16 protein-coding genes, 1 tRNA gene and 1 pseudogene are annotated in these 15,784 nt (G+C 61.9%); 9 read left to right on the top strand and 9 right to left on the bottom strand.

Going from position 1 to position 15,784, the window contains the following annotated elements:
• The 3 genes and pseudogenes from fusA to X730_RS160560 all read left to right on the top strand — a co-directional run.
• Positions 1-918: pseudogene (gene fusA / locus X730_RS160550) on the top strand (elongation factor G); the annotation flags it as partial.
• A complete protein-coding gene (locus X730_RS160555) occupies positions 915-1,244 on the top strand; it encodes a hypothetical protein (RefSeq protein WP_023668943.1) in 330 nt (109 codons plus the stop codon). The pseudogene fusA and the gene X730_RS160555, both read left to right, overlap by 4 nt.
• Before the next feature lie 340 nt (positions 1,245-1,584).
• Positions 1,585-2,346, top strand: coding sequence for a GNAT family N-acetyltransferase (locus X730_RS160560; RefSeq protein WP_023708498.1), 762 nt, complete (start codon positions 1,585-1,587; stop codon positions 2,344-2,346).
• 23 nt (positions 2,347-2,369) lie between these two features.
• Here the strand turns inward: X730_RS160560 and X730_RS160565 are convergent, their stop codons facing one another.
• The 7 genes from X730_RS160565 to X730_RS160595 all read right to left on the bottom strand — a co-directional run bounded on the left by X730_RS160565 (position 2,370) and on the right by X730_RS160595 (position 9,885).
• A complete protein-coding gene (locus X730_RS160565; RefSeq protein ID WP_023682541.1) occupies positions 2,370-3,179 on the bottom strand; it encodes an MBL fold metallo-hydrolase in 810 nt (269 codons plus the stop codon).
• A gap of 3 nt (positions 3,180-3,182) precedes the next feature.
• Positions 3,183-3,971 (bottom strand): TatD family hydrolase, encoded by a 789-nt coding sequence (locus X730_RS160570; protein WP_023696113.1) that lies wholly within the window; start codon positions 3,969-3,971, stop codon positions 3,183-3,185.
• The gene (gene metG, locus X730_RS160575) at positions 3,971-5,521 is read right to left on the bottom strand and encodes a methionine--tRNA ligase (RefSeq protein WP_023825572.1); all 1,551 of its coding nucleotides are present in this window, start codon (positions 5,519-5,521) and stop codon (positions 3,971-3,973) included. The genes X730_RS160570 and metG overlap by 1 nt, the downstream gene beginning before the upstream one ends.
• A 90-nt stretch (positions 5,522-5,611) precedes the next feature.
• Positions 5,612-6,667 carry a DNA polymerase III subunit delta' gene (locus tag X730_RS160580; RefSeq protein WP_023745049.1) on the bottom strand — a complete coding sequence of 352 codons (1,056 nt, stop codon included), beginning with the start codon at positions 6,665-6,667 and terminating at the stop codon, positions 5,612-5,614.
• Positions 6,664-7,338, bottom strand: coding sequence for a dTMP kinase (gene tmk / locus X730_RS160585; RefSeq protein WP_023701723.1), 675 nt, complete (start codon positions 7,336-7,338; stop codon positions 6,664-6,666). Before tmk ends, X730_RS160580 begins: the two co-directional genes overlap by 4 nt.
• A 72-nt stretch (positions 7,339-7,410) precedes the next feature.
• Positions 7,411-8,577: a D-alanyl-D-alanine carboxypeptidase family protein gene (locus X730_RS160590; RefSeq protein WP_023688475.1), complete on the bottom strand. Its 1,167-nt coding sequence runs from the start codon at positions 8,575-8,577 to the stop codon at positions 7,411-7,413.
• Between the two features lie 102 nt (positions 8,578-8,679).
• Positions 8,680-9,885, bottom strand: coding sequence for a septal ring lytic transglycosylase RlpA family protein (locus X730_RS160595; RefSeq protein ID WP_023701721.1), 1,206 nt, complete (start codon positions 9,883-9,885; stop codon positions 8,680-8,682).
• A gap of 295 nt (positions 9,886-10,180) precedes the next feature.
• On the opposite strand from X730_RS160595, the gene X730_RS0133120 reads away from it, so the two are divergent.
• Entirely contained in the window at positions 10,181-10,660 is a 480-nt protein-coding gene (locus X730_RS0133120; protein WP_027050850.1) for an MgtC/SapB family protein, read from the top strand.
• Between the two features lie 210 nt (positions 10,661-10,870).
• Positions 10,871-10,960 (top strand) — tRNA-Ser (locus tag X730_RS160600).
• A 147-nt stretch (positions 10,961-11,107) separates the two neighbouring features.
• On the opposite strand, the gene X730_RS1000000168060 is transcribed toward X730_RS160600, so the two are convergent.
• Complete coding sequence (locus X730_RS1000000168060; RefSeq protein ID WP_023691300.1) at positions 11,108-11,269, bottom strand: hypothetical protein; 162 nt, start codon at positions 11,267-11,269, stop codon at positions 11,108-11,110.
• Positions 11,270-11,454: 185 nt separating this feature from the next.
• Between X730_RS1000000168060 and X730_RS160605 the strand changes: the two genes are divergently transcribed.
• The gene (locus tag X730_RS160605) at positions 11,455-11,646 is read left to right on the top strand and encodes a DUF3606 domain-containing protein (protein ID WP_023825571.1); all 192 of its coding nucleotides are present in this window, start codon (positions 11,455-11,457) and stop codon (positions 11,644-11,646) included.
• 347 nt (positions 11,647-11,993) lie between these two features.
• Here X730_RS160605 and X730_RS160610 read toward each other — a convergent pair whose 3' ends face one another.
• Positions 11,994-12,722 carry a hypothetical protein gene (locus tag X730_RS160610; RefSeq protein WP_023825570.1) on the bottom strand — a complete coding sequence of 243 codons (729 nt, stop codon included), beginning with the start codon at positions 12,720-12,722 and terminating at the stop codon, positions 11,994-11,996.
• A 431-nt stretch (positions 12,723-13,153) separates the two neighbouring features.
• Here X730_RS160610 and X730_RS1000000165155 point away from each other — a divergent pair, with 431 nt between their 5' ends.
• Genes X730_RS1000000165155 through X730_RS160620 form a run of 3 tightly spaced genes read left to right on the top strand, consistent with a single transcriptional unit; the run spans position 13,154 to position 15,734 of the window.
• A complete protein-coding gene (locus X730_RS1000000165155; RefSeq protein WP_023696117.1) occupies positions 13,154-13,543 on the top strand; it encodes an FdtA/QdtA family cupin domain-containing protein in 390 nt (129 codons plus the stop codon).
• Between the two features lie 43 nt (positions 13,544-13,586).
• Entirely contained in the window at positions 13,587-14,807 is a 1,221-nt protein-coding gene (locus X730_RS160615; protein ID WP_196814791.1) for an FAD-dependent oxidoreductase, read from the top strand.
• A complete protein-coding gene (locus tag X730_RS160620) occupies positions 14,808-15,734 on the top strand; it encodes a glycosyltransferase family 2 protein (RefSeq protein WP_023682531.1) in 927 nt (308 codons plus the stop codon). It begins immediately after the preceding gene.
• Positions 15,735-15,784: the final 50 nt, after the last annotated feature.

Here is a 15,784-nt window from a genome sequence, read left to right as displayed (position 1 = left end):
TCGATCTGCAACCATGGCGTCATGATAGAAAAGTCTGCCGCGCCCTGGCCTCTGCTGCAAATCGCGATCGAGCCGAAGTCGCGGGCGGATCAGGAGAAGCTAGCTACTGCCTTGTCGAAGCTGGCGGACGAGGATCCCTGGTTGCACGTCAAGCAGGATGCGGAATCGGGCCAGACGATCGTCGCCGGCAGGGACGAACTCCACCTCGACATAGTCATCGACCACCTGCGCCGCGAGTCTCGCATTGAGGTGAATGTCGGCGCGCCCAAGGTAGCGTATCGCGAGACGATCACCCGTAAGCACGAGCAGGACTACACGCACAATAAGCAGTCCGGTGGTACGGGTCAGTTCGCCCGCGTCAAGATTGCGTTCGAGCCGAATGGCGGTAGCTGGGACTTCGTCTTCGGGTCCAAGGTCGCCGACGGTGCGCTTCCGAACGAATATGTTGCGGGCGTCGAAAAGGGGCTGCGGAACATTCTGTCTTCAGGCCCGTTTGCTGGCTTCCCGATGCTTGGCGTGAAGGCAACGCTGATCGACGGCGCGTATCACGACACTGATTCCTCGCCCCTGACTTTCGAGATCGCCGGCCGAGCCTGCTTCCGTGAAGCCGCTCCCAAGCTGGGCGTGCAGCTCTTCGAGCCGATCATGCAAGTCGAGGTGAACACGTCGGCGGCCTATGTCGACAAAATCATCGCCGAACTGCACAGCCGCCGGGGCCTGATCCGGAGTCGGGAAATCAGCGGCGTGGTCGTCGTTGTCAAAGCGACAATGCCGCTCGCGAACATGTTCATGCTGGAGGATGCGCTCCGGTCCTGTTCGAACGGACTGGCACGCCTGCGCGCCGACTATTCCGGATACGCTCCCGTACCACTGCCACCCGGCGGCGACCCACCGGCCGCCATGGCCATGGCCAGATGACGTCGCCAAAATTCTCCTCGCGGGCAGGGTTCCTTGTCGGCCTCGGCGTCACGCCGGTCGCCTTTTTCCTGGCGCTCTATTCGGCCGGGGCCGGGCATGGCGACTATGTGCTGGCGCGACTTCTCTATCCGGTCCCCATGCTGGCAACGCTTTTGACCAACACAACGATCACCAGCCTTTCCATCGGATTGGCTGCGCTGCAGTTTCCTGCCTATGGGGCATTTGTTGCGGGCGCCGGCGGCTCCAGATGGCTGGCCCTTGGCGTCTTCCATCTTGTTGCAATCGCAGCAGCCTTCAGCGGCCTCCTGGAAAGCTTTTCGGGATGACGCTCCTGTTCGTTATCCCGGCGCGGGCCGGTCGAGCAGGAAGTCGAGGCCTTTGCGAAAGGCGCCATCCCTTGAGAAATGAAGACCACGCCAACTCATTTCGCCACTGCTTCGTCAACGTTCCTCCCGCCAAGCAATCAGAGCCGCCGGCCCGCATCTCAGTCAGCAGGGCGTATATTGGCACGTCCGTAATGGAAGCAGCAGCCACATATGAAAGTCGCATAAGATAGATTATGGAACTTGTGCATTAGACTGAAGCTGGAAATTGCTGCGATTTTCACGGGTTTGGCATGATCGACGCGTGTTGCCTTGAGCCGATGGCCAACGCTACGCTGTGTCGATGACGACAGCAAAGCGTGACATCGAAGCGGCGATCGAAGTGTTCGTGCACGGCTTCAGCACCGACAAGAGCCGTTCCTTTCCCTACGAGGCCAGCCGCGTCGGACCCTTGTGGCTGATGCGCGATGCCGAGCGCAAGAATGCACGCGACTACCGTGGCGAAGAATGGATCGTCCATGACGTCGCCGCCGAGGAAGCCGATGCCATCGTGCGGCAGCATGCGCGGCCAAGCTTTGCCGTTTCGGTCGTGATCGCGAATGACGGCCCGGACGAACCGACGCGAACTGCCTACAAGGCGCTCGGCTACCGGCTGCTGCGGACGGAAGGCTTTTTCGTCCAGTCGCTGCGCCAAATTCCAGACCCGCCAGTAATCGTCTCTATCGAACGCGTGAGGACGGCTGAACGCGCTGCACAACTGGGAAAGGTCATACGCAGGCGGCCACTTCCAGACGATCAACTCGGCGACGATGCGCCGTTTCGCCAGTATGTGGCGCTCGATGGCGACGCCATCGTCGGGCGTGTGCGCAGCATAGACGCCATCGGCGCCACATGGTGCTCGGCAATGTTTGTCGAGCCTTCGTACCGGCGTCGAGGCATCGGCCAGGCGCTGATGGCCAAAATGCTGCATGACGACAAAGCGCATGCGTCGCGGTGCTCGATGCTGTTGGCGACGCGTGCCGGAGCGCTGCTTTATCCCCGCATGGGCTATGAGCGGATTGGAACGCTGCTGATCTTCGCGCCGAAGAACCGAACGTCCTTATAAAGATCTGCTCGTATCATGCTGTCTCATAAAGGAATTTCGATCACCATGCCGTCATAGGCCGGAGTGACGTTGGCCGGCACCTCGGCCTTCACCGTGGCATAGTCGAGCGGCACATGCATATGCGTCAGCACGGCCTGTTTCGGCGCCAGTTTTTCAATCCAGCCAAGCGCCTGACCGAGCGACAGATGACTGGGATGGGTATGGTACTGCAAGGCATCGATGACCAGCATTTCCAGGCCGCGCAGCCGCTCGGCGGTGGTATCCGGGAAGTCGCTTATATCGGGGCAGTAGGCCAGCCCGCCGATGCGGAAGCCGAGCGAAATGATGTCGCCATGGATCTGCGGCAGCGGCTCGAGGGTGAGGGCACCGCCCTCGCCTTCGATCGTCACCGCCCTTGCGTGATCGATGATGTGCGGCCTGACGATCGGCGGATAGGAACTGCCAAGCGGCGTCTCGAAGCAATAGCCGAACGCTTCGCGCAGCCTGAGCATGGTCGGCTGGTCGGCATGGACATCGATCAAATGGCGCTGCTCCAGCACGTAGCCGCGCAGATCGTCGATGCCGTGGATGTGGTCGGCGTGCGGATGCGTATAGACGACGGCGTCGATGCGCCGGACCGCCGCCATCAGCATCTGCTCACGGAAATCAGGCCCGGTGTCGATGACGACCGTGGTTCTGGCGCCGTTGGCTGCTATCCGCTCGACGAGCGCGGCTGAGCGTGTACGCCGGTTTTTCGGATTGGCCGGGTCGCAATTGCCCCAATCGCCGGTGATGCGCGGCGTGCCAGGTGACGAGCCGCAGCCGAGGATGGTGAGGCGCAGCCGGTCGCTCATGCGTCAGAGCCCGGCGGGCCGCGGCATCTTGCCGAACAGCCGGAAGAAGTTTGCCGTCGTCAGCGTCGCGATCTCGGCTTCGCCAACGCCGACCGTCTCCGCCAGCACCTTGGCTGTATGCGCGATATAGGCCGGCTCGTTGCGTTTGCCGCGGAACGGCACCGGCGCCAGATACGGTGCGTCGGTCTCGACCAGCAGCCGGTCATGCGGCACATCGGCTGCGATGGCGCGTAAATCGGCGGAGTTCTTGAAGGTCAGTATGCCCGAGAAGGACACATAGCCACCAAGCGCCACGCCGACCTCTGCCAGCCGTCGCCCCGACGAAAAACAATGCAGGATGAAGGGGAAGGCGCCCTTCCCTGTTTCGTCTTCGAGGATGGCAGCCATGTCGTCATCGGCATCGCGCGAATGGATCACCAGCGGCAAGCCGGTCTCGCGCGCGGCCGCTATGTGAGTGCGAAAGCCCTGCGCCTGCGCATCGCGTGGCGCCTTGTCGTAAAAATAGTCGAGCCCGGCCTCGCCGATCGCCACCACCTTCGGGTGCGCGGACAGGCGCACAAGGTCCTCAGCCGTCACATCCAGCTCTTCGCCGGCATTGTGAGGATGAGTGCCGACCGAGCAATAGATTTCGTCGAAACTCTCGGCAATCTCAAGCACTTGCGCAAACCGCTTCACGCGTGTCGAGATGGTCACCATGTGACCTATACCGGCAGCCTTGGCGCGGGCGACGATGGCCGCCCGCTCCTCGGTGAAATCCGGAAAGTCGAGATGGCAATGGCTGTCGACGAGCATCAGGCGCTCGCCTCAGGGTTTTCGACATAACGCGGAAACACGCCCTCCGGCGCGGGCAGCGCCGTGCCGGGCACCAGCGCATAGTCGGCATGGACATGCGCGAAGTCACGCTTGTCCGCCGGCACCGCCAGCAGGTCCAGCAGCTTGCCGGCCGACCCCGGAATGTAGGGCTGGCACAGCAATGCCACGCGCCGCACCAGTTCGGCGGTCGTCCACAGCACTGTTTCCATGCGCGCCGGATCGGTCTTCTTCAGCGCCCAGGGCGCCTGCGAGGCGAAGTAGCGATCCGCTTCCGCCACAACGCCGAAGATCGCCGCCAACGCGAGATGGATGCCCTGTTCCGCCATCGCCTGGCGCGCGGTACCCAGCGCTTCCACCGCCTGGTCGAGGATCGCGCTGTCGGCTTCGGTCAGCTCGCCGCGATGCGGCACCACGCCGCCGCAGTTCTTGGCGATCATCGACAGCGAGCGCTGCGCCAGATTGCCGAGACCGTTGGCGAGATCGGCATTTGTGCGGTTGACGATCGCGTCATGGCTGTAGCTGCCGTCCTGGCCGAATGGCACCTCACGCAAGAAGAAATAGCGCACCTGGTCGAGGCCGTAATGCTCGACCATGGTGAAGGGGTCTACGACATTGCCGACCGACTTCGACATTTTCTCGCCGCGGTTGAACAGGAAGCCATGCGCGAAGACGCGCTTCGGCAGTTCGATGCCGGCCGACATCAGGAAAGCCGGCCAGTAGACGGCATGGAAGCGGACGATGTCCTTGCCGATAATGTGCGTGGCCGGCCAGTAGCGCCATTGCTCGGCCTTGGTGTCGGGATAGCCGGCAGCGGTGATGTAGTTGGTCAAGGCATCGACCCAGACATACATCACATGCTTGTCGTCGCCGGGCACCGGCACGCCCCAATTGAAGGTCGTGCGCGAGACCGAGATGTCCTTGAGGCCGGACCTGACGAAGCTCATCACCTCATTTCGGCGCTCGGCCGGACCGACGAAATCGGGCTGGCTTTCGTACAGCGCAAGCAATTTGTCCTGATAGGCGGAAAGCCTGAAGAAGTAGCTTTCCTCCTCATTCCATTCGACCGGCGAGCCAAGCGGCTCGCGGCGCACGCCGTCGTCGCCGAGCGTGGTTTCGCTCTCTTCGAAATAGGCTTCCTGGCGGATCGAATACCAGCCACTGTAGCGGTCGAGATAGATGTCGCCATTGGCCGCCATCGCCTTCCAGATCGCCTGGCACGACTCGTAGTGGCGTGGTTCCGTCGTGCGGATGTAATCATCATTCGAGCCGCCCAGGACCTCTGTCATCGAACGGAAGATCGCCGAGTTGCGGTCGGCAAGCGCGAGTGGCGTTATGCCTTCCTTCTCGGCCGTCTGCTGCATCTTGAGGCCGTGTTCGTCAGTGCCGGTGAGGGAGAGCACGTCCTTGCCGTCCAGGCGCTGGAAGCGGGCCAGCGCGTCGGTCGCAATGACCGTATAGGCGTGGCCGATATGCGGCTTGCCGTTCGGATAGAAAATTGGTGTCGTGATGTAGAATGTGTCGCGTGACATGAATTAACCGTCATGAATGGCCGAATGAATGTGAGCGGTGGATATCGCATCGAGACGGCGATTGCCATCCCGCCCCAATGCCGAAACCGGTCACATTCGCATTGCGGAATTCAGGCGGTCGATCATGGTCAAGGCGTGCTGCTTCTTGTCAAGATTGTAGGTATCGGTCTCAGATATGGCGTTCAGCGCCTCGTGCCAAGTGTCGGACAGCGTTTTCGCCCGCGCGAGATCCCCAGCCAGCGCGGCTTCACTGGCGCCGGTGGAGAGCAGATCGAGCGCGCGGCGGTTGAAGATGTCGAACTGGATCGCCTGGTCGCGGCCGGCGACGGCCTCGGCAAGGCGATAGGCGCCGGCGATGTCGCTCCTGCCCGACGTGACCAGGGCGTCGAGCGTGCCGGCAATCTCCAGCCCGCCATATTGGGTCAGAAGGATCGCATTGCGGGCGCTGCCCCCTGCCCGTTCCGCCAGTGCCGCGCGCGCGGCAGGATCGGAAGGTGGCGGCGGCTCGACGGTTTCCAGAACGCTCATCAGGCTGCCGGCATCGAGCGGCGTCAGCCGCACCATCTGGCAGCGCGAGCGGATGGTCGGCAAAAGGCTGCCCGGCGCATGCACGATGAGGATGAACAGCGTGCGGCTCGGCGGCTCCTCGAGGTTCTTCAGCAAGGCATTGGCGGCGTTGGTGTTCATGTCGTCGGCCGGATCGACGATCACCACCCGGTAGCTGCCGTCATGCGAGGTCAGCGACAGGAAGCGGTTGACCTTGCGGATCTCGTCGACGGTGACGACCGTCTTGAAGCTCTTGGTCTTGTCGTTCAGCGGCCTGGTCAGATGCAGCACGCCGGGATGCGCCCCGGTGGCGATCTGGCGAAACAGCGATGAGGCCGGATCGGGAACGGCAAACACATCCGGCGCCTGGTCGAAGGCCGGATGCTTCAACAGATGGTGCGCCAGGTGAAAGGCAAGCGTCGCCTTGCCGATGCCGATCGGCCCGGCAAAGATCACCGCATGCGGCAGTTTTCCCGAGCGATAGGCGGCAGCGAGCATCGCGGCCGCCTGCTCATGGCCGACCAGGCGCAGCGTCTCGGACGGCTCCGGTACACCGTCCAGCGTGTCGTGCTGCTCGGGAGCGATGCGTTCGAAGATCATGCGGGCGCCGCCTGTCGGTTGCGCGCGGGCGCCCTCGCCTCAAGTGCGGCGAACACCACCGCGGTGATGACATCCTCCACCGTAGCGGGAGGCGCCGACGCGTCGATCACGATGCAGCGGTCCGGCTCGGCGGTTGCGATCGCCAGGAAGGCGTCACGGCGGCGCTGGTGGATGTCCAGCGTCTCCTTTTCGAAGCGGTCCGGACCGTCCTCGGCGCCACGCCGCGCGGCGGCGCGCCGCAAGCCCTCGGCGGGGTCAATGTCAAGGATCAGCGTCATGTCCGGCATCATGCCGTTGATGGCGACCTCCTCCAGAGCTTCCATGAAAGCCGGATCGAGGCCGCCGGTGACGCCCTGATAGACGCGCGACGAATCCAGGAAACGGTCGCAAAGCACGATGGAGCCGCGCTCCACCGCCGGCCGGATGACCTGCTCGACATGGTCGGAGCGCGCGGCGGCAAACAGCAGCGCCTCCATCTTCGGCCCGAAAGGCTCGGCGGCGCCGGACAGGAGCACGTGCCTGACCGCCTCGGCGCCGGGTGACCCCCCGGGTTCGCGGGTGAGGAGGACATCGTATTTCTTGGCGCGCATCTTCTGGGCCAGCCGTTCGATCTGCGTCGACTTGCCGGCGCCCTCGCCGCCTTCGAAGGTGATGAAAAATCCGCTTGCCAATCGAAAGGCCTTTGTCCTGCTTTGCGCTGGTGTCTTAGTCCGCGCCCGAGAAAAGGTCCACGCCGCAGGAACTCAACGCAGCCAGCCTACGGCCAGTTCCCTGGCGGCATCAAACGCGCGTTGCGGCAGTGTGCCGACGCCGACCGATTCGGCGGCGAAAAGCGGCGTTTCCTGGCTCAGCGTATCGCCGATCCAGACGCGCAGCGCGCCGACGGGTTGCCCCTCCTCCACCGGCGCCGATACCGGCCCCTGATAGACGATCCTGGCGGTCAGCTTGTCGCGGTTGGCGATCGGCAGCAGGACGTCGATCGGCGCCTTTGCCTTCAGCGCTACGCTGGATTTGGCGCCGCCGAACACCTGGGCCTCGCCGACCACTTCGTTGCCAGCGAAAATCTCGGTCTTCTCGAAGGAGCGGACGCCCCATTCGAGCAGCTTGCGCGCTTCCTCGGCGCGCTCGCGATCATTGGCCAATCCGCTCATCGCCGCGAACACCCTGGTTCCGTCATGGCTGACCGAGCCGACAATGCCGAAACCGCCCGCCTCGCTCGACCCGACCGCCAGCCCATCGGCGCCGATGCCCATGGCCAGCAACGGGTTGCGATTCTTTTGCGAGATCTTGTTCCAGGTGAAATCGGCCCGGCCGTAATAGAGATAGAGATCCGGATATTCGCGCCATATATGCAGGCCAAGCTGCGCCAGTTCGCGCACTGTCGTCTGCTGGCCGTCGGCCGGCAGGCCGGTGGAATTGACAAATGTCGATTTCGGCAGCCCGATCTGGCGCGCGCGATCGTTCATCTGCGCCGCGAAATTCTCTTCCGAACCGGCCATGCCTTCGGCCAGCACCATGCAGCCGTCATTGGCGGCCTGTATGGTGACCCCCTGGATCAGATCCTCGACCCGGATCGCCGATTTGAGCTTGGCAAACATGGTCGACGTTCCCGAAGGCGCACCGCCCTTGCGCCAGGCATTTTCCGAAACCACGAAGGTGTCGTCGAGGCTCATGCGCTTCGACTTGATGGCGTTGAAGACCATCTCCATCGTCATCAGCTTGGCCATCGAGGCCGGCGGGATCGGTTGGTCGGCATCCTTGGAAAACAGCACCGTGCCGGTTTCGGCATCGATCATGAAAGCCTGCGTCGCCTTGGTCTCGAAAAGCTGCGCGTTGGCCGGAACCAGCGCGGCAAGCAAGAAGCCAAGGCCAAAAAGCCCGGCAAAAGGGTGGAAAAGGCGAAATCGCATGAAGAGGCTCGACTGTTAGCCGGCAGAAACTTGCCGCAACGCTATCAGGCTTCTTCCCGGCGGATCAACCGCGCAATGACAAAACCGGCGTGCCTTTGTTGGTCAGTTGCGCACAGCCAGCGCGTCCGGCGCGCCATGCGACCATGCCGCGCGCAAGAGGTCGTCGACATTGCCATGGCCATCCGGATAGAGATTGACCGCGTACCAGTCATTGCCGTCGAGTTCGGTGCTCTGGATTTCGGTCCTGCCGAACGGTTCGAGAGCCGCAGCCACCCGCTTTGCCTCGGCGGCATCGTCGAAGGATCCGGCGGCGACATAGTCGGAAACGGCAGGCGATGCCTGCGGGTTGGATTTCTTCCACGATTGCAGGATGTCGGCTGGCGACATGCCCTGGTCGTCAAGCGCTGCAAAGACGTCGGCGCGCTGTACGCGCTCATCCGCATAGGAGAGCGAAGCCACGGCAAAGGGCGATTCCGGGCGCTGAGGCACGATCGGCCCGAATTCAGGCAGCGTCACATCGCTTGAGGCCGGTGCCTGCATCGACATCACTGGCTGTGTGTCGGAATTCGTCAACTGACCAGGAAACGGCACTACGGCAGGGGGTGCGCCAACAGATAGGCTCGGCGAAGGTCCGTTCATCGCCACCATGACGCCGGTCGGCAAGCCATCGGACGGGTCCGGGCGGTTGCCCGGGCGGTAGGAGGCGACCAGATATTGGTCGTCGTCGCCGTCGAGCGGTGCGCGGCCAATATATTCCACCTTGACCCTGGCCGTGCCGACCTTGGCATAGTCGAGCATTTGCGCGGCGCGTTCCGAGACATCGATGATGCGTCCCTCGTGATAGGGGCCGCGGTCGTTGACGCGCACGATGACCGAGCTTCCGGTCTCGGTGTTGGTGACACGGGCGTAGCTTGGCAGCGGCATGGTCGGATGCGCCGCCGTCAGATGGGTCATGTCGTAGACTTCGCCATTGGCTGTGAGGCGACCGTGGAAGGCATCGCCATACCAGGAGGCGAGACCGACCTTGGCGTAGCGCTTGTCTTCCTTGGGGTAATACCACTTGCCGCGCACCTGATAGGGCTTGCCCAACTGGTCGCGGCCGCCGCCGCGCCGCATGTACTGAACGCGCGGGCTGGCCTTCACGCCGTACTCGGTCTCGGCAAAATATTCCTTCGAGCGAGGCTTCTTGTAGACCATGGCTTTCGGCTCGGACTGCGGCGACGCGCACGCGGCCAGCAACGCAGCCGAAAGAGCGCACAACACCAAAGCAGGAGCGCGACGAAGACGCCGATGCGTCGTGGTCTGCATGTTTTCCGATGTCCCCTACCGTCTCGACACAGGCGCCGCTTCTAGAATTTCGGCGGAGCCAGATGAGCAATGCCTGCGACGCGCCAATCCCCATCCCTTGTGCGCAGGAATTGTTTATCAGCGTATTAATCGATTGTGTCCGGAACCGGGCAGGAATGTGGCGGCCAGGTCCCGGGCTGGCCGGGCGCCTGTGAGGAGGCATCCGAGACCTCTGTCCTTTGGAGTCTGGAAGTGAACCTGTGGCATGAAGCGCGGCTGCCTGGAACCGACCGACCCGAGATACGTTCTGCGCCTCATGGATGAATTCATTGAACGTTTCGGGCAACAGACGTGGCTGCCCTTTTCCGTAATTTCAGCCAGGCTTTTGCTCGCGGCCGTCCTTGGCTCCATCGTTGGGATCGAACGCGAATGGCGTAACCGACCGGCCGGATTGAGGACACACATCCTGGTCTGTGTTGCGACGGCTCTAATTGCCATCCTCACGATCGAGATTACTCATCTTCACGTCTTCGATGGTCAGGAAATCGCCATTGATCCTATCCGCTTGATCGAAGCCACGACTGCCGGCGTGGCATTTCTGGCCGCGGGCTTGATCTTCTTCTCCAAGGGCGAGGTTCAAGGGCTTACCACTGGGGCGGGCATGTGGCTGGCAGGCGCCATAGGCCTGGCGGTTGGGCTCGGGTTCTGGCAGATCGCGGCTTTGGCTACCTTGCTCGCACTTGTCGTGCTGGGTCTTCTGCAACTTGTGCAGGTCGGCAGCAAGGATCGCAATTAGATCCCGGCTCCTTCGAAAACGGGTTCGCAGCTCCGTTCGGGTAACGAACGCCACCCCCTATTATCCATGGCAGCGCCGATGGTTGACTTGGCGATGGGCAACGCTCTAGAGAAATGAACCGCAAGCTGGTCCGGAAGGATAGGTATCATTCGATACCAACTGTCGTTCACTGGGTCGGTTGATGTTCCTAGATGATTGAAAAGTCACGTTGGAGGGATGGCCGAGCGGTTTAAGGCACCGGTCTTGAAAACCGGCGTGGGTGCAAGCCCACCGTGGGTTCGAATCCCACTCCCTCCGCCAGATATTTGGCTACCGTGCTGAATTGCCTCTGTATTTTCAAAGAGGGCCAAATCTTTCCTAAGTTATTCCTAACTTCCTAAAACGAAGAAGCCTGCCACCGCGAGGCAGCGGGCCAGCGTGAGCGCAAACGTTGCGCCAGCCTCAGGATCAACGTTCGTCCTGGCGATAGAGCCGTTTGGTCGCGCGGTCGCTTTCCATGCGTTCTGCAGGACCACGGTGGCGTCGGGTCATAAGAACGTATGCCATCAATAGGGCCAGCAACAGTGGGCCACCAGCAACGACGATCAACCACATCACACTTTCAAACATGAGGCATCTCCTTCACGTCACAACCGTCAAGGAGAAAAACCGTTCCGTTCAAAGTTACAGCAACACCAGCACCTCCTGCTATGAGGGCCGTTTTCCCATGTGACCGTTTCGGAAATCCGGGCTCCGCTGCAACAAAAGGCTGCGGCTGCACGTTGCGGTTGATCATATAACCAGGAGCAAAGCAAATGGCCGACGACAAAACGAAGACGGACTTCCGCGATCGGGACCGCGTCTCTGCCGATGAGGATTATGAAGTCGAGTATTTCGCCACCAAGGCCGGCATCACCCCGCAGCAGGTCAAGGAATTGATCGCGAAGCACGGCAACCAACGCGAGACGCTGGAGCGGGAAGCGAAGGCTCTGGGGAGCGGTAGGTAGGCCGGCATGCCAGAGTACCAGGTGGAAGAGTGGCATGGAGAGGAGTGTGTCTCAACTCAGGCCACGAGCGCCGATGATCCGTTATCTGCGGTAGAGAAGGTCACGGGCCAAAGGGTGTCGCCTAGAGCGCTTCAGGAGCATTGGTTTCGTGTGGTCGATGAAGATGCGCGAAGCACGCATGAATTCAGCCTTGAGGACGGCGGCCCGGCTGGAGATTTCGCAAAATAGCCATGACCAGAATCTCGGACCTGCATTGGGACCAACGCTGCAGATAGGCGAGAAAGGTGCAGCCGCCGGGCGGACCCGACGGCTTATCGTCGATTGGATCGCTGCCGCCGCATGGGGCCTTAAGGCGCGGCCGGCGCCAGCTTGGCGGCTACTTGGTCGATCTTGTCGGCAAGTACGCTATTGGCCCAATCTGTCACCTCAGGGTCAACGGGCTTGTTGGCCATTTGGGCAAGGGCTGCATCGATCGATGGGACGTTGGCAGCGGCAGCTGTGGCGGCGGTCTGAGCAGCGGCCGCATCCTGGGTGGCGTCATCGAGCGCTGCCTGTGCTGCATCGAGGTCGGCGTGCGTCGGGACATCTTCGGGCGGGGTATTCGGGTCAGCCGCTTTCGCATTCAGCGCGTCGAGCGCCGCTTTGGCGTCGGCAACCGCCTGATTAGCGGCATCGAGCGCCGATTGAGCGTTCTTGGCTATTGCCGACTGTGTCACAAAAGCCTGCACGCCAGCGAAGTTCTTGCTCTTGGAGTGCATAAAGGCGTTGGCGTTGCGCTGCAGTGAGTTCAATCGGCCCAGCTTGGCATGGATATTCTTTTCCTTGGACACTGAACCGGTAGCGGCCTTGGCGACCTGGCCCTTGGCGGATGCCGACTTGCCGAGCGAACCGCCGCCTCCGCCATTGCCGCCAGCATTACCGTTTCCTCCGCTATTGCCATTGCCATTGCCATTGCCGTTACCGTTACCATTGCCATGGCCGTTACCATGGCCGTTGCCACCAGCAGCAGCCAGGGCCGGCGACACCAGAAGCGAGAACACCGCAAATGCAGCAAAAAGGGTCTTTCGGGATGTCATAACTACCTCCGAGATTGCCACCGCCACTAACCGCTATAGCGGGCAACATGAGGAATCGCTAACACAAAGGGTAAACTTGGATATAGCTGTGCTTTCATTGCGAGAACGAAGCGGCCGGCCGGCGAAACGCCAACCAGCATAACTCTTTGAAATTGCTGAAGTAGATCACCCTCGTTGGGACCGGCCGGCCTTCCGAACTCAAAGGTCCTAGACCGCTCGGACCAAGGTCTTAAGCCGTGGTTTCGGCCGCGACTCAGAAGTCGTGACGGCGCGGCGACCTTCGGTAGTCGGCACCGTATCGGCCTGAGGCCGAGCTCGACATCGATCCGCTGCTGTGTCCCAAAACACCGCCTAAGTGGTTGTATTCTCTGTCTTTTGATATAAGCGCTAGTCTGAGGTAAATTTCGACCGGCATCTGGCGGGCTTACGTTATGCAGCATCGAACGTTCTTTGGCGGCAAGGTCACCGAGATCCCCACTTCGTTACATTGCGATCCCAGGGGAATGCTGACCGCTATCGAGTTCAGCGGTTACAATTTCCAGGCCGTGCGGGCGTTCGTCGTCACCGCGCCGCGCGGCACGTCGCGGGGCGGACATGCACACGGCTCGGGCCGGCAATTGATGATGCAGCTGTCGGGCGAGATCGGCATCGAATTTCGCTATCAGGAACAGATCGAACGGCTGACGCTCACCGCATCGAACCGCGCGGTGCTGGTCGATGCCCCGGTGTGGGCGCTGCAGACCTATGAAGGCGAGAACCCGTCTTTGCTGGTTTTCTGCGATACCGAATACGACCCTGAAAACTACGTATCGAACCCCTGATGACACTCATCGGGAAAGGAGAGGCCGCGATGCGCGCCAGGACATGACAGCGCCTCGCGGCAGAATGGCTATTCTCGGCGCCGGCATCATGGGCGCCAGCCTCGCTCTCATGATGGCCCGCAGAGGCTACGCGGTGTCCCTCTTCGACAAGGAGAGCGAGCCGATGGCCTGCGCCAGCCGTTGGACCGAGGGCAAGATTCACCTCGGCTATCTCTACGGGAACGATCCCTCGCTGCTGACCGCCCGGCATCTGCTTTCGGGAGGACTGTGTTTCGGCAGGCTTGTTTCCGAGCTGATCGGAAGCAATCTGGAAGCGCACACGACCTTTTCGGAAGACCTTTATCTGGTCCATCGCAACTCGATCGTCGCTGCCGAGGCGCTGGGGGCGATCTTTGAACGTGTGGATGTATTGGTGCGCAGCCACGCTGACGCCACCAGCTACCTTGCCGACGTATCGGCGGCGCGATCGAATCGGCTTTCCAAAACTGAATTGGCCGATGTCACCAACTCGGACCAGATCGTCGGGGGCTTCCAGGTGCCGGAGCGATCCGTCAACACGCGATGGGTTGCCGACCGGCTTTGCGCGGCGCTTCGGGGTGAACCCAATATCAGCTTGCGGATGGCGTCCAAAGTCCTGTCGGCACAGCCGGTGGACGGAATTGACGGGAAATGGCGCGTGGCGGTCGCAAGCGAAAAAAGTGAGGCGTTCGACATCGTCGTCAATTGCCTTTGGGAGGGGCGGCTGGCTGTCGACCGCACGGCCGGCATCGAGCCGGTTCCCGGATGGTCGCACCGCTACAGGCTTTGCCTGTTCGGCCGCACCAGGCAGCCTGTCGATGTGCCGTGCGCGGTCGTCGCCCTTGGCCCGTTCGGCGACATAAAAAACTATGACGGGCGCAACTTCTATCTCTCCTGGTACCCGAGCGGGTTGCTTGCGGAGAGTGGCGAATTCTCGATCGAAACGCCACAAGCGCTCGATGCCGACGCACGACAGCGGTTCATCGGCGACGTTCGCGCCACGCTCGCCCGGTTGGTGCCCAGTGTTTCCAGCATGTTCGACGATGCCGAGGAGCTTGAGGTACGCGGCGGCTTCGTGTTTGCGCAAGGGCGTGGTTCGCTCAGCGACCCGAAAGCCACAATCCATCGCCGCGACCAATTCGGGGTCAACCGCCTGGGCAACTACATCTCGGTCGACACAGGTAAATATTCGACGGCGCCGTGGCTTGCCGACAGGCTGGCGCGGCAAATCTGCGGGATCGAGTGAATGGGTGAGACAGAACAGGGCGGCGCGAAGCAGGTAGCGCAGAAACAAGTCCAGCTTCGATCCGGCTGGCGGCCGAAGGTCACGGCGCTGGTGCCATGCTACAATTCGGCGGCATTCATTTCGCGTACGCTGGACAGCCTCGCCGCGCAGACCTGGGACAATATCGAGATCCTGGTCGGCGAGGACAATTCGACCGACGCGACATTCGAGATCGTTTCAGCCTTCGCCGGCGGCCGCGACGATGTCCGTATCCTGCGCCGGGACAAAAACCTGGGATGGCTGAAGAATTCCAACGATCTGATGGCCAATGCCAGCGGCGAATTGATGTTCTTTGCCTTCCATGACGACGTCATCGATCCAAACTATATCGAGGCGCTGGTGCGGGCGCTCGATGCCAATCCCGAGGCCGTACTGTCGTTCAGCGACGTCGAAGTGATCGAAGTCAGCGGCGAAAGTGCCACGTGGAAGTTCGACCTGCTGGAGGGCTTGCAGGACGGTTTTGCGCGTGGCCGGGTGATGGCGCGCCAGCCGCATGGATGGTGGGTTCCCAACCGTGGGGTATTCAGGGCCTGGGCGTTCCACCGCAGCGGCGGGATCAAGCCCAACAGCCAAGGCGAATTCAGCGCCGACTGGACCTGGCTTCTGCATCTGTCGCTGCTCGGCGGCTTTGTCCGCGTGCCGCAAGTGCTCTGCCACAAATACTATCGGGCGGGCAGCATCAGCCGGCGCTGGGAACGCAACAGCACCCAACGAAGGGCATTGAGGGCGGCGGGGATAAGGGAGGTCTGGCACAGCGAGGCCGGCCTTGCACAGAGAACCTTCCTCGCTGCCTATATCGCCTTGCGGCCATGGCGGTGGCTGCCGCGATCGCGAGAAGCGGAAAGACGGCGAAATGGGCAATCGGTGCATGGCAGCCCGGACAATTAAGAATGGCGCCGGCGACGTGTCAAAGCGGCTGCGTCAAGACACCCTGCCCG

Origin of the sequence: Mesorhizobium sp. L103C131B0 (genome assembly GCF_000502275.1) — a bacterium.
Lineage (GTDB): Bacteria > Pseudomonadota > Alphaproteobacteria > Rhizobiales > Rhizobiaceae > Mesorhizobium.
This window is presented reverse-complemented; position numbering and strand designations above follow the sequence as displayed.

Coding starts and splice junctions, on each gene's coding strand:
- X730_RS160555 (WP_023668943.1), top strand. CDS start 915: ATGACGTCGCCAAAATTCTCCTCGCGGGCAGGGTTCCTTGTCGGCCTC.
- X730_RS160560 (WP_023708498.1), top strand. CDS start 1,585: ATGACGACAGCAAAGCGTGACATCGAAGCGGCGATCGAAGTGTTCGTG.
- X730_RS160565 (WP_023682541.1), bottom strand. CDS start 3,179: ATGAGCGACCGGCTGCGCCTCACCATCCTCGGCTGCGGCTCGTCACCT.
- X730_RS160570 (WP_023696113.1), bottom strand. CDS start 3,971: ATGCTCGTCGACAGCCATTGCCATCTCGACTTTCCGGATTTCACCGAG.
- metG (WP_023825572.1), bottom strand. CDS start 5,521: ATGTCACGCGACACATTCTACATCACGACACCAATTTTCTATCCGAAC.
- X730_RS160580 (WP_023745049.1), bottom strand. CDS start 6,667: ATGATCTTCGAACGCATCGCTCCCGAGCAGCACGACACGCTGGACGGT.
- X730_RS160590 (WP_023688475.1), bottom strand. CDS start 8,577: ATGCGATTTCGCCTTTTCCACCCTTTTGCCGGGCTTTTTGGCCTTGGC.
- X730_RS160595 (WP_023701721.1), bottom strand. CDS start 9,885: ATGCAGACCACGACGCATCGGCGTCTTCGTCGCGCTCCTGCTTTGGTG.
- X730_RS0133120 (WP_027050850.1), top strand. CDS start 10,181: ATGGATGAATTCATTGAACGTTTCGGGCAACAGACGTGGCTGCCCTTT.
- X730_RS1000000168060 (WP_023691300.1), bottom strand. CDS start 11,269: ATGTTTGAAAGTGTGATGTGGTTGATCGTCGTTGCTGGTGGCCCACTG.
- X730_RS160605 (WP_023825571.1), top strand. CDS start 11,455: ATGGCCGACGACAAAACGAAGACGGACTTCCGCGATCGGGACCGCGTC.
- X730_RS160610 (WP_023825570.1), bottom strand. CDS start 12,722: ATGACATCCCGAAAGACCCTTTTTGCTGCATTTGCGGTGTTCTCGCTT.
- X730_RS1000000165155 (WP_023696117.1), top strand. CDS start 13,154: ATGCAGCATCGAACGTTCTTTGGCGGCAAGGTCACCGAGATCCCCACT.
- X730_RS160615 (WP_196814791.1), top strand. CDS start 13,587: ATGACAGCGCCTCGCGGCAGAATGGCTATTCTCGGCGCCGGCATCATG.
- X730_RS160620 (WP_023682531.1), top strand. CDS start 14,808: ATGGGTGAGACAGAACAGGGCGGCGCGAAGCAGGTAGCGCAGAAACAA.